General features: G+C 44.9%; 14 protein-coding genes. 11 read left to right on the top strand and 3 right to left on the bottom strand.

Annotation, left to right across the window (positions count from 1 at the left end):
* The first annotated feature begins 327 nt into the window (after positions 1-327).
* On the top strand, positions 328-897 hold the full coding sequence (locus T344_RS0126990; protein WP_027631290.1) for a hypothetical protein: 570 nt from the start codon (positions 328-330) through the stop codon (positions 895-897).
* A gap of 447 nt (positions 898-1,344) precedes the next feature.
* Here T344_RS0126990 and T344_RS0126985 read toward each other — a convergent pair whose 3' ends face one another.
* The gene (locus T344_RS0126985) at positions 1,345-2,100 is read right to left on the bottom strand and encodes a response regulator transcription factor (RefSeq protein WP_051572331.1); all 756 of its coding nucleotides are present in this window, start codon (positions 2,098-2,100) and stop codon (positions 1,345-1,347) included.
* A gap of 30 nt (positions 2,101-2,130) precedes the next feature.
* Positions 2,131-2,280: a hypothetical protein gene (locus tag T344_RS31110; RefSeq protein WP_154669482.1), complete on the bottom strand. Its 150-nt coding sequence runs from the start codon at positions 2,278-2,280 to the stop codon at positions 2,131-2,133.
* Positions 2,281-2,879: 599 nt separating this feature from the next.
* Here T344_RS31110 and T344_RS0126970 point away from each other — a divergent pair.
* From T344_RS0126970 to T344_RS0126950, 5 genes are all read left to right on the top strand, one after another.
* A complete protein-coding gene (locus T344_RS0126970) occupies positions 2,880-4,244 on the top strand; it encodes a DUF6271 family protein (RefSeq protein ID WP_027631288.1) in 1,365 nt (454 codons plus the stop codon).
* Positions 4,245-4,247: 3 nt separating this feature from the next.
* Complete coding sequence (locus T344_RS0126965; RefSeq protein ID WP_027631287.1) at positions 4,248-5,495, top strand: type III PLP-dependent enzyme; 1,248 nt, start codon at positions 4,248-4,250, stop codon at positions 5,493-5,495.
* A 210-nt stretch (positions 5,496-5,705) separates the two neighbouring features.
* On the top strand, positions 5,706-6,869 hold the full coding sequence (locus tag T344_RS0126960) for an MFS transporter (RefSeq protein WP_027631286.1): 1,164 nt from the start codon (positions 5,706-5,708) through the stop codon (positions 6,867-6,869).
* A gap of 67 nt (positions 6,870-6,936) precedes the next feature.
* The gene (locus tag T344_RS0126955) at positions 6,937-7,899 is read left to right on the top strand and encodes a radical SAM protein (RefSeq protein WP_027631285.1); all 963 of its coding nucleotides are present in this window, start codon (positions 6,937-6,939) and stop codon (positions 7,897-7,899) included.
* Positions 7,900-8,116: 217 nt separating this feature from the next.
* Positions 8,117-8,326 (top strand): hypothetical protein, encoded by a 210-nt coding sequence (locus T344_RS0126950; RefSeq protein ID WP_027631284.1) that lies wholly within the window; start codon positions 8,117-8,119, stop codon positions 8,324-8,326.
* A 232-nt stretch (positions 8,327-8,558) separates the two neighbouring features.
* Here the strand turns inward: T344_RS0126950 and T344_RS0126945 are convergent, their stop codons facing one another.
* Positions 8,559-8,900, bottom strand: coding sequence for a winged helix-turn-helix transcriptional regulator (locus T344_RS0126945; RefSeq protein ID WP_027631283.1), 342 nt, complete (start codon positions 8,898-8,900; stop codon positions 8,559-8,561).
* A 198-nt stretch (positions 8,901-9,098) separates the two neighbouring features.
* Between T344_RS0126945 and T344_RS0126940 the strand changes: the two genes are divergently transcribed.
* From T344_RS0126940 to T344_RS0126920, 5 genes are all read left to right on the top strand, one after another.
* Entirely contained in the window at positions 9,099-9,425 is a 327-nt protein-coding gene (locus T344_RS0126940) for a cupin domain-containing protein (RefSeq protein ID WP_027631282.1), read from the top strand.
* 44 nt (positions 9,426-9,469) lie between these two features.
* A complete protein-coding gene (locus T344_RS0126935) occupies positions 9,470-9,850 on the top strand; it encodes a VOC family protein (protein ID WP_027631281.1) in 381 nt (126 codons plus the stop codon).
* 171 nt (positions 9,851-10,021) lie between these two features.
* A complete protein-coding gene (locus tag T344_RS0126930) occupies positions 10,022-10,519 on the top strand; it encodes an RNA polymerase sigma factor (protein WP_027631280.1) in 498 nt (165 codons plus the stop codon).
* Positions 10,494-11,594: a hypothetical protein gene (locus tag T344_RS0126925; protein ID WP_027631279.1), complete on the top strand. Its 1,101-nt coding sequence runs from the start codon at positions 10,494-10,496 to the stop codon at positions 11,592-11,594. The genes T344_RS0126930 and T344_RS0126925 overlap by 26 nt, the downstream gene beginning before the upstream one ends.
* Positions 11,595-11,820: 226 nt before the next feature.
* Complete coding sequence (locus T344_RS0126920) at positions 11,821-13,149, top strand: ATP-binding protein (RefSeq protein ID WP_027631278.1); 1,329 nt, start codon at positions 11,821-11,823, stop codon at positions 13,147-13,149.
* The last annotated feature ends 63 nt before the right edge of the window (positions 13,150-13,212 follow it).

Genomic DNA, 13,212 nt, shown 5'->3' with positions numbered 1-13,212 from the left:
TTTTCAATTTCAGAAAACAGAATCAAATCCAGCAGAAGTTTCTTTTGATAGTCTACATGAGAGTTCCAATTACACAACATTAATATAGCCTCCAAAACCAGTGTTATGGCAATTAATACCATACGCTGTGGTTTTCAAATTTTTGGAAGCTAATGTCAAGGTGTACAGTAACCATATATGGTTACTACTGGTAAATGTTGTTGGAAAATTTAAAGTAAAAAACTGGAGAATGTTAGAGGTGCGAGAAGAAAATTGCATCTTAAAACATAGAGCTCGAAAGCTATTGGAGTTTTCGAGAGTATTATTATATTTTGTGGAGGGATAAAAATGCCGACTTTAAAAAAGATAAGAGACACAATGAAAAAGCAGAAAATCAATGGCGAGATTATGGAACAAATGGACTTTGAAGCTGACTGCAATAATCCGCATAATATTACTTCTCTAATTGACAAAATGGATAAGTTGCTGACAAGGGAACAATGTCTTTCAATTATGGAAAAACAAGGCTGTTGCAAGGGGGGGCAGCGTGACAAGGACAGTAAGGCGTTTGCCTTGGAACACTCGGATAAACCTTTTTCTGAAAAACTTGCATTGATGTCAAGTATTCAATATATGATGTCGCCTTGTCTGAATGACGATGGTACATTTACGATTACATTTGGCGGCTATCAAAACGGTGTTCACACGGGTAAAACCACTTGTTCCTGTAGTTCGATTAAAAAATTGAAACAGCCTTTTTCTGTTTCTCCTACATACTGCGGTTGTTGTGCAGGACACTTTTTATATCACTATCAAAACGCTTTGGGAGTAAAGCTGAAATTGAAAGAAATCAATTCATCACCGCTTAATACAAACGGTGAAAAGCCTTGCAAGTTTACCTTTAAAGTTCTCGATTAACCCGGCATTACTGAGCATGATGCGAAGCTTTCAAAATCCAATTTTACAAGTATGTCGGCTTGCCCGTAATGAGCATAATCGGAAGTCGAACGGTATATTATGTTAAGGGTATATATGGGTAAAATTATTTAAGATGGCTTTCACTTTATGAAATATGTTAATTCAGGATTGATTCGAAAAATAGATTATACAACAAACTGAAAAGCACCCCGAATATTAGACAAGAGTTTTTCTTTATATGGTGGAAATGGTAAACATATTCAATGGTAATCATTACTGCACTTTAAACAAATTTATCTTTTTATAATTGCAGCAAACATCAAAAAGGGTTTCAAGGCCGGAGCCCTGAAACCCTTGATTATACTTGAAACAGATTATAAAATTATTTGTTATACTTATCAAGGTCAAATCTGTGCCATGCCATAGGTGAAATAATTGAAGCGATTTTCATGTAATGTCATCTAAAGATAGATTGCTGAACTTAATCGCTTTGACAATTGCCTGTGTACCGGTTGTGGCATTATACTTTTGGAAGATGTTGTGTTTATGGTATTTGACAGAACTTATGCTTAATTTCATTTCCCTTGAAATAGCGTAATCTGTGAGGCCTTTAGCCATATGTTTTAAAATTTCTATCTGTTTATCGTTTAATCTTTCAGGTGCATTTTTATCAAGAATACTTTGCTTTTCGAACTTGAGATATTCGTTGCATATTTTATAATTGGTAAGATTTGTAATAGCAATCAATTCCGGCTTTATCGGCTGATTTGTTGTGATTACGGCAATATAGCCTATTGTTTCGCTATTATAGTCTAAAGGGATGCAATATTCATAACATTCCGATAAAAGATCGCAATAATGATGCTGGGGCAGAATATTGACCGGTCTATTCAACGTCATGCATAAAGAAACCGAATTTGTGCCAACACTCTCTTCTAAAAGGGATGCCCCGGGAATTACGCCTGATTTGAATGGAGTATCGCCGGCTGCCATATTGTTTTCGGCCAGTATGATTCCGTCGCTGTCACATAAAAAATATAAACACTGTACTGAAATATAACTGCTTACTTCACTGATGGAGTCATTGTACAGCAATAATAGTTTTTTTTTAACAGTAACCTTTGCTGGAGGGCAGTTCTTCCGATATGTACCATTGGGGCACCAATAGTTGTAATCAAACCTCTTTTTACGCACCTTCTCCATGACAACAAAATTTCTTCAAGTATTAAAGGATCATTCTTCATATAAATAGCCTCCTATCACAATATTTGAAACCACGATAATCAATGAACCTTGCCCACTGTTTTCTTCCGCTATATCTACTCCAACAATCAGTGTGTTTGGTGTTAGTGCTTCCAGTTTTCGTACATTGTGGTTCTTCATTTGCGGGTTACCTCCTGGATTTTATGATTTTTGTGCGATTGCAAGGCACACATTAATCATAACAGGAGGTTTTTTAATTCTCAAAGTCCATTTCCTTTCCTTACAGGAATGCTGGAATAGTGATTTTTATATCGGATTTATATCAAATTTAATGTAACGAACTTCATGGTAAGTGACATTAAAAGCTAACTTGCAACAGAATTAATTATATAACAGTACTAAAATATTAAAACACTTAAAAAGATTGACATAATTTGTAGAAAGTTACAATTATGGATGATAAATTTATACTTTTGACTATAAATATGTCGATTTTTTACTTGCTGCTGGGAATTTACATGTCCAGGTGGATAGTTGTGTTTTAAAATGAAAGCCTAGTATACTTTTCTTAAGGTAAAGTAAACTTCCGAATTTAGATGTTAACACGATTGTTTTGCCTGCTTTTTGATGGCGAAAAGAGAAAGGAGCCTAACTATGTCAGAAATATTCTTCATTAATCCCGGCGTCATCATCCATGCTGATAAAAACATACCTGAGCCGGGACATGGACTGCCGCGGGGCAGCTTCAGTGAATCTCTTCAAGCACGTGGGTGCAGCTTATGACTCGCAGAGTGTGCCTGGCACTTCCCACTAATCGGGAGTGCGCTGCTGCTATATCTTTGCTGGCGGAGGAAGCGGACTATGCGGTTCGTCACTTCGGCGTCGAAGTATGCCTCTTGATTTTGGACACATGTGATGGCGAGGCGTTTTACAGGAACTTCCGGGCCACCCGGGACCTTCCCTCATACAAGAACGTCATCCCCGTGCATCTCAACTCGGCAGCACAGAAACACCATCTCCGGAAGATCATAGACCGCGCAGGCATCAACGGCCCGGATCGGATACTGGACCTTATGCTGCCTGATGGAGTCTCTTATGGCGCCTGCACCAACCGCGCATTTCTGATCAGCAGCAGCCTGGGATGTGATTCGATTCATCGCAGAGACTCAGACAGCCGCTATCAAGTTGTCAACGGCACAACTGTGTTCCCGGTCCATCAAGAACTCCTTTCACTTGGCAAAAAGGCCGGTGATGCGAAAGCAGCAGTCTCTGATGTGTTGCTTGACCCAATACACGAGAGTAAGCCCGTTTCCATGGTCGGCGGCTCCTTCATTGGTGAAATGTCGGTGGATATCGGAGATATACATGCGCTTGACCGGGAGATCTATTACGGCATTGTCAGCCTCTGGGCGGATAAGCATTGCTCACCGGAGGAGAGACGCAAACTCGTCGACATTTCCTTCAAGGGCTCCGGCACCGACAAATTTACTCACGACCGGTCAACCCTTTCCATTGTTGATCCAATGAATGTAGACATGTGCAACATCAGTTTTTATCAGGTGCACGAAGATGTTCCGCTGCCGCCTGCTACCGATACCATCGGCAGCGATTATTTCCTGATGCATGCCGTGGAATGCGCCTGTCTGCCGGGCGTGCGCCACAACAGACATATAGAGAATTTCTATACCCGGGAAAGAAAGACCGATGCCGGTTTTATGGCTTATCATATGAGACTGACGAAGTTCTTTCTCTCGATGCTCTACTTCCATGATATCTATAAAAACATGGCAAGAGCGGGCCAAGATCTGCTCGGTCCGGGATATCGCATATCGATTTCTCCCATCATCGAAATGGCCCGGCAGAGTTTGCAGCTCGACAAAAGAGAAAATGAACATAAGCTGAATGTGCTCACTGATGCCTATACCAGGCTGGGTGGACGATATGCTTCATTTGCTGAACTGATTGCAGGACAACGGCAACAGCTGCTCCTGAAGGCTGAGCAGGATATAAATGACTTTAGCGTGCTCATGGAGGCATGGGCTTCACTTGTGAATGCGAGCAAGATCACCTGTCTGCCGGATGCCGGACTGTGCAGCAGCTGCGTCGATATAGAACCTTCGCATCTTGAACCGGGGGGATGCTGAAATATGATAGAGAATAGAAGAATGCGGGCTGCGCTGGCTGCTGCAGCAACGAACTGTGTCATCTTCGACCTGGAAGGCATCCGTATGCAGTATGACTCACTGCTGAGTGAGCTGCCTGGAGTTGAGATTCGCTTTGCTTTAAAGTCCTGCCCTGTGGACGAAGTTCTTGCTGCTCTCGCAGAGAAGGGCGCCGGCTTCGATGCCGCCAGTCTCAACGAGATTCGACAGGCGCTTCGAACGGGTGTGCCAGTGGAGAGGGTGCACTTTGGAAACACGATCAAGTCGAATCAGCAGATTGCTGAGGCCTTCCGCCTCGGAATACGGGACTTTGCTACCGACAGTCTTGAAGACGTGGAAGCAATAGCAGAATATGCTGCCGGGGCCAGCGTATTCTGCCGCCTCTCCACCGATGGGGACGGCGCTTTGTGGGGACTGAGCCGGAAGTTCGGATGTTCAGGAACCGACGCTCTGGCGATTCTGCAGAGAGCTGAGTCCAGAGGGCTGAATGCCGCCGGACTCTCGGTACACGTCGGATCACAGCAAATGAAGGCAAAAGGCTGGCAAAAGGCCCTCAGCGCCATGGCTGAAACAGTGTGCGGCCTGCGGGCAAAAGGTATTATACTGGACTACATAAACCTCGGCGGCGGCCTGCCGGCATTGGGTTATACCGACAGGAGCGGAAGATCCCTTGTGCCGCCGCTGAACGACATCTTCGCCGCCATTCGCACCGGGATGAAGGAAATCAAGCGAGCTGCGGGAAAAGATCTGCACTTTATCATCGAGCCGGGCCGCTATCTTGTCGCCGACCAGGGCGCCATCAAGGCACAGGTAATCCGTATGACAGCCAGGCAGCTGCCGAATGGTGAGCACCAATATTGGCTGTACATAAGCTGCGGTAAATTCAGCGGTCTCTATGAGACCGACGCGCTGCAATTCAGGCTGGTTTTTCCCTCTCATGCCGCCGCCGAATATGTGCCGGCCATGATCGCAGGTCCGACGTGCGACAGCGATGACGTGTTCCCTCATGAAAACGGCCTCATTTACGTTCCACGGAATCTCGAGTCGGGCGACCCTGTGTGGATACTCTCGTGCGGAGCATACTCGATAAGTTATATGATGAAAGGCTTCAACGGTTTCGAGCCGCTGTTAACCACTACGGTGCAGCATAAGGAAAGCAGTCGGCGTACCGGTACACGCTACCCTATGCGGCAGCTCTTGCCGGAAAACCGGACTACATTTTCCCAGGTTTGAGTGCCGCACTTGGCTCAGGCCGAATCCATGGTCTATCGTTCACAGAGTATTCATGTACATGCTGGGCCATACCGTGGAGAGGGCGCTGTATATGTGTCAAGAGCATGGCGGTAAAGACAGGCTCAGTTCAAAGAAAAATCTCAAAAACAATCTCAGGTTCGCAAGTTCGAAGAGCTGTGATTCAATACAAAGCTGACAAGGAGGGTTAACATGCTCGGATCTCACAGTCAATGGTTCAAGTCTCAGGTTTCTATTGGTGCGCTGTTTTTCTTCCTGGGTTTCCAATATGCTACATGGGGGTCGCGTCTTCCGGCCATCAAGGAACATCTGGGCCTGGATGCGGCGCAAGTTGGCATGCTCCTTCTCGCCTGCGGTTTAGGTGCGGCGCTGTCCTTCCCTCTTGTGGCAATTATGATGGATAGACTGGGCTCCCGCCGGGTTATTTATTTGTCGGCCATCATGCTCGGTGTGTTTCTGCCCGTGCTGGCCTGGGTACCAAACTATCCCATAGCGATTTTCGCTATGTTCTGTGACGGAGTCGCATGTGCATTATTGAACGCGGCGATGAACACTCAGGGGGCTGCGCTTGAAGTGAAGTCCCGGCAGAACACCATGTCGAAGCTGCATGCAATTTTCAGTTTCGGGTCCCTGTTCGCGGCCATGTTTTCGTCATGCGTCATGCACTTTACGGCCAACCTTTCGACACATTTCATCGGAGCACTCATCGTCTTGCTTTTGCTCATGATCTTTACGAAAGAGGGACTGATCAGCGAAGACATGAAGGCATCCAGGGAAGAAAGTACGTGGTTCAGGCTGCCATCCCGGCTTACGCTGTGTATCGGCTTCGCTCTGTTCTTCGGCACGATTACAGAAGGCTCCATGAATGACTGGTCGGCTCTGTACCTGGTGGAGAATGCCGGGACGTCGGCCAAGATAGCGCCTATGGGCATAGCAGTTGTATCAATAATGATGGTGCTGGCTCGCCTGTTCGCAGACGGTTGGCGCACACGCTGGGGCGATGGACGTGTCGTTATGTGGGGAGGAGTGCTGGCCGGTTTTGGATTGGCTTTCGCCTTGTTGCTGGGAGGAGCGGTCCCCGCCTTGACCGGGTTTGCGTGTGTTGGATTGGGAATGGCGGCTGTGACTCCCTGCATCTATGTCGCAGCCGCAAAAAAAGGTCCGGACACATTGACATTGGTTGCATCGATGGGAGAGACCGGTCTCCTGGCAGGTCCGCCGGTAATTGGATTAATTTCAAATGCCGGCAGTCTGGTTTGGGGAATGGGCTTCGTCGCCTTGTCGGCCGGTCTTGTCTCTCTTTTTGCGACACGGATTCACTGGTCGGACAGCAAGGACTCTGAACCCAAGATATAACTGCCAGCCGCTCCGGTAGAAACAGTATGTATCGGGTAAAATGAATATGTATGGAGGTAAAATAAAAATGACCCGAATCGAACATCCCAGCGTCAGTTTCGAAGTGACAGCGCACTGTAACTTGAAGTGCGCACATTGTGATCACGCATCCCCCTGGATGCAAAAGAAGTTCCTGTCCGTACCCCAGTTTGTGAGAGATGTCGAGCGTTTGGCGCCGGTCTTCCATGCTGATGAGATCCGGTTTGCCGGCGGCGAACCACTGCAGCATGCAGATCTGGCTCAGATCCTTCAAATCGCGCGCAGAAGCGGTGTGGCAGACGGCATAGTAATCCTGACAAACGGCCTCCTCCTCAACAAGATCTCAGATGAGGTACTCGATCTTACGGACTGCATGGTGGTGAGCCTCTATCCGGGTGTCCGGCTGCCGTTCGACCTTGCCGAGATGGAAGCCCGGGCCAGGGACCATGGGACGAAAATCGTCTACGACCGCGTTACAGGGTTTCGGCAGATGCTGGTCTACAACCGGATCGAAAACGACCAGGCCGTGGATGCGGTTTTTCGCTCCTGCTTCTCTTCCGTAAACTGCCACACCGTTTACGAGGGAAAGTATTTCCGCTGCTCCCGCAGTAATTCTCTCTCGAAGAGGATGAGCCTCGCCGGGCGAAGTGTGAATGAGCCGGGGGAATATGTGGATCTCTTTGAAAGCCAGAACCTTGAGGCCGATCTGAGGCGCTACATTGGTGAATCCACACCTCTGGAGGCATGCCGGTACTGTCTGGGCAACATTGGTCAGCGTGTACCTGCAAAGCAGCTGACTAAAGCTGAAATCCGGCAGGAGATGGCGGAACACCATGAAAACCCGGAGGATCTGCTGGACCGCGACATCGATTTCGCATCAGTGGAAACACCTCCTCCGTTGGCGGCGGGTTGGTGGCGTCTCGACTACGACATCAAACAGCAGGAACATGCAAAGCAAAACAAGGACGCAGTATTCATAACGCCGGAGCAGTTCGTTAAGGAGAGTCTTTAGAATTTGGCCCTTTGAATCCGATAGAAGCGTTTGTGTTACCAGGGGGTGCTGTATTACTGAAAAACCCCTGTTTCAAAAACGCCATTGAACAGATTGTCACTGTGGCTTAAACTCCTCGGTAGCACGTGACAGCAATAATTTCGTTGAAAGGTGGGCTGACCAGTCCGGCAACGGCTTTAATGCGGTACAGAGCGCTCAGGCAAATAAGCCGGTGTTTGTGCAGAATGCAATAAACGGCATGCCTGCCATACAGTTTGACGGAATTGATGACCTTCTTACTGCTGCCGGTGTAAGCGGAAATTACTCCAACTGTACTATATTCACAGTAATGAAGCCCGCAGCGCTTGCAGATTACAACCAAGCCCTGCTACATGGACCGGATATGTGCTCGGAAGAACAAACAACGGTACAATTTCGGGCTGCATAGCTGAAGTTCTCGTTTACAACAAGGCATTCAACAACGCTGACAGACAGTATATCGAGAATTACCTCAAAGCAAAGTACGGATATTAATTTTAAAGAATTAAGATATTTTCAACATGAATTTCTATTGACTTGATTTTTAACAAGAGTAATCTGAGTTTGCGGGTTGCTCTTGTTTTATTTCAGACAAGATTTTTTAATGATGAAGTATGCAAGCTAAAGAGCATTGCATAAAATTATTCATTATTTTGCCGGTCCGGATTATTTTGTTTCAGATGTTCTATTCCCCAACGATTCATTTCATCCAAAATCGGTTTTAAAGACATTCCAAGAACCGTAAGAGAGTATTCGACTTTTGGCGGTACCTCCGGATAAACTTTTCTATGGATTATCCCATCTGCCTCCAGCTGCCGAAGCTGTTGTGTCAGCATCTTCTGGCTTATTCTGCTGATACCTTTACTGAGATCACTGAATCTTTGCGTACCATTATTGAATAGGTTTCTTAGAATAAGCACCTTCCATTTGTGTCCGATCAAGTTGACTGTATGCTCAATGGGGCATGCTTTATCACATGGCATTATTATCACTCCCCCCAATTATTACTCAATACTTACTTTTTGGTTAGTATAGCACAAAATAGTGCCTTCTTGCAAATAGTTTGTAACACTATTATAGTGAGCATATAACAGTGACTTTTAAATCAGCAGATTTGGGTTAAATTATTAATGATAGCTGAACACTAATTTTAAATTTCAAAAAGATGGGGGTAATAAGTAATGAATAAAATTAATATTGATGATATTCTTGATTTTGCAACTGAAAAAAGCGCGCGCAAGGCAATATTCAAGGAAGGCCGGTTGGATACGGGACTTTTGCTTTATGCCCCGGGTCAAACGACACCTGATCATAAGCATTCTGATATTGATGAAGTCTTTTATGTAATTTCCGGTGAGGGTACAATCACAATAAACAATGAAGAAATGCTTTTGAAAGAAAAAGATATAATTTTCTCACCTAATGGTGAGACACATGGGTTTAAGAATACCAGTTCCAACAATTGGGTTGTGTTACAGATTAAAATTGACATTTCAAAAAAGGATTAAACCATTTATAAAAATTCAAGATTTAGTACAGGAGGTATTGATTAATGTTTACACGAATTGACCATGTTGCATTTTCTGTAAAAGACAGACAAAAGTCGATTGACTTTTATGAAAAAAACTTTGGGTTCAAAAAATATTTTGAACACGGTGTTCCCGGGATACCGGACCTCGAAAAGGTTGTATACCTTCAATTGGGCGATACCGTGCTGGAGTTGGAACATTGGACACATGAAAAGGAGAATAAGGGGTATCATTTCTGTCTGATCAGCGATGATTTTGATTCGGATTATCAAAAGCTCAAAAGCGCAGGGATTCCAGTCATAGCTGAGCCACATATCCCCGAGCCCAGAACACCACAGGAAACCGGCTGGAAAAGAGTTGTTTTTCAAGGCCCTGATGGCGAATTGATTGAGTTCCGAGGATAAAAATACAGAGATGCCATCAAGAAACCACTGAGTCCTGATGGCATTTTTTTATTCTCAAAACATGCGGAGACAAACTTTTTATTCGGAATGCCCTAAAAATCACGAGAACCAAAGGCATATCTGATCCGTCTAATCTATGACCGGTCAAAATAGCAATGAGGGGGACACACATTGACAAGTGAAGAGTTTTCACAACAAATAATTAATATGATGCAAACGCTGTATCGTGTCAGTTATTCGCAGTTATCACAAAGCTGTGACCGTAATGAGGCGGTGCAGGAATGTCTGTTAAAGGCCTGGCAAAAACGCAGCCAGTTAAAAGAGCCGCGCTATATGCAGACATGGGTTATCAGGATACTTATTAACGAGTGCCGCAATATCCAGAGAAAACGGTGGCGCGAAGTACCGCTGGATGAAATGCCGGAACGTGTCGCTCCAGCCGATGCAGATTATGAATTGCATGACGCGCTTCTCATTCTGGACGAGAAGCTGCGTTTGCCCATTATACTGCATTACATGGAGGGATTTACCCTAAGCGAGATCGCGGATATACTGCGCTTGCCGCAGGGTACGGTAAAATCGCGAATGAATCGCGGCAGAGCGGAACTGAAAAAATCATTGACCGGGGAGGGTTATACAAACCATGCAAAATATGAAAGATCTTGGTAATGCCTTTGGAAAGGCGGATAACGGCTTTGTGGATAACGTGTATCATATCCTTGCCGACATACAAAAAAAACAGGTCAAAAAGCCTGTAATTAATAAAAAACTGTGTTTTGTGGCTGCGGCCATCATCAGCATACTCTTGACCGGAGTGGCATTGGCGGCCACCAATACCTGGGGCGTGCTGGATTTTCTCCACCAAAGAAAAAATGGTACGGCCGTCTTACCTCAAGCCAGCGGGATTATACAGACAAACGTGCCTCAAGCTGCCGAGCCGATGGATTTTGCATCCTTTTCGGTACGTGAAGCCGCATTCGACGGGCATAACTTCTACATCATAGTAGATGTAAAGCCGACCAGCCACGAGTATTTGCTGATGGGGCCCGACGCCTATCCGCAGGACCCTGTGGGTAACATGGGCCCGGTTTTCAACGGCAGGGCCGGCACAATTGCCGACTACGCCAAAGCTAACGGACAAAAGATGATACAGACTAACGTTGGCGTCAGCGGCGTCAACGGAGCCGGACTTGAATTCCTCCTCCAACAGGACGGAACTTTTACCTATATGATAAACGGCAGCCTCATTGACGATTCCGACAAGACGAATCTGGAGCTTAAGTGCGTTGTCGCCGCATTTGAGAACCAGGACGGCCGAGAGGTGGTTTTACAGAAAAACATCAAGCGATCTTCCTTTAACATCACTCTGGAGAATACAGGTATCAGAGAACTTGCCTCCAGCATTACCCCGGCGGAATATGCAAGCTGCGGTGTCCGCATTGACAATATCATGCTAAAAGCTTCAGAATTGGCGGTTTATGCCGAAATTAGCTATACGGTCATTGATGAGGTGAAATTTGCCGCAGCCGATACCGGATTACAGTTCGAATTTTTAGACTCTGACGGAAACCGCTTACCTGACGGCGCGGCGATAGGCGGAGGTACCAACACCAAAGACGGAGTGCATTATGTACAGGAGTCATCTATCGGTGCGATGGAGAAATTGCCGCGAGAGATAACTGTCAGGGGCTACAATATCTGGGACAAAAACAAATATGAGACAAACACCTTTGAGATGAGATAGTCCCGGCATTAATACAGCCGCCGGATGGATTGATAAAATACAACCCATCCGGCGGTTTTGGCGTCTCATGATACATCGTTTGAAAGATATCAGGGATATTAGTCAGAGGTAGTATTTTTATAGCATGATTAATTGCTTGAACAAATTAGTTGTTTGATATATAATTAAGTCTGATTTATGTGATTGAAATCACATAAATCAGACTTAATATTGGGGAGCGATTGTTTTGAAAAGATTAATTTTGAATGATTTACAGCAATGGAAGCAATCAAAATATAGGAAGCCTTTGATATTAAAAGGTGTTCGCCAGTCTGGGAAGACCTGGATATTAAATGAGTTCGGCAAACGATACTATGATAATGTTGCATATTTTAACTTTGATGAGCAGGAAGAATTAGCATCTTTTTTTGAAACAACCAAAGATGTGAAAAGAATTTTACAAAACTTAATGATGGTGAATGGCGCACCCATTTTGCCGGAAAAAACTTTAGTTATATTTGATGAGATACAGGAGTGCAACAAGGCGCTCAATACACTGAAGTACTTCTGTGAGAAGGCACCGGAATATCACATAGCCTGTGCGGGCTCGCTTTTAGGAATCGCACTGTCCAAGCCCTCATCCTTTCCTGTTGGGAAAGTTGATTTCATGACGGTCTATCCAATGAGCTTTACTGAATTTTTAATGGCCAACGGTGATGAAAATTTGGTGGAGTATATGAAAGGCATTGAAGTAATTGAACCAATACCTGAAATATTTTTCAACCAATTGCATGAAAAGCTTAAAATGTATTTCATAACGGGAGGGATGCCGGAAGCTATCCGCTCCTGGACAGAAGAAAGGGATATAGGACTGGTCCAAACGGCATTAAGAAATATTTTAAATGCCTATGAGCTTGATTTTTCAAAACATGCAGAAATAAAAGATATTGCGAAGCTAGGATTAATATGGAATTCGATTCCTTCACAGCTTGCAAGAGAAAATAAGAAATTTTTATATAGTGCGGTAAAAGAGGGTGCGAGGGCAAGGGAGTATGAGGATGCCCTCACATGGCTGTGTAATGCAGGAATGGCATATAAGATTTATAGAAGTACCAAGCCCGGACTTCCTATGGCTGCTTATGACGACTTGACAGCTTTTAAATTGTATACCGTAGATACAGGATTGCTGCGCCGGCTCGCTCTTCTTGACCCTATTGCCTTCAATGAAGGTATTCGTCTTTTTACCGAATTTAAAGGTGCATTGACCGAAAACTTTATATTGCAAGGTCTGGCAGATAAGTATGAAGCAATACCCAGATACTGGACATCAGGCGGGCAGGCGGAAGTTGATTTTATTATTCAACGAGGGAATGATACCATTCCTATTGAAGTAAAAGCCGATCAAAATATTAATGGCAGGAGTCTCACTTTATACGGACAAAAATATGAAGCTGAAACAAAAATACGTTTAAGATTTTCACTCAGGAATTTGAAGCAGGATGGAGACCTGCTAAACATCCCGCTTTTTATGATTGACCATGTAGATAAGCTGATAGAATTGGGAATGAAAGAATAGAGATTGCAAGCGGAAAGCCATTGTTAACGGAGATTGAAATATGAACAACTGATTTCCGGTGAT

Source organism: Ruminiclostridium cellobioparum DSM 1351 = ATCC 15832, assembly GCF_000621505.1.
Classification (GTDB): Bacteria; Bacillota; Clostridia; order Acetivibrionales; family DSM-1351; genus Ruminiclostridium; species Ruminiclostridium cellobioparum.
The sequence above is the reverse complement of the archived record's forward strand: the minus strand, read 5'-3'. Positions and strand labels throughout refer to the sequence as shown.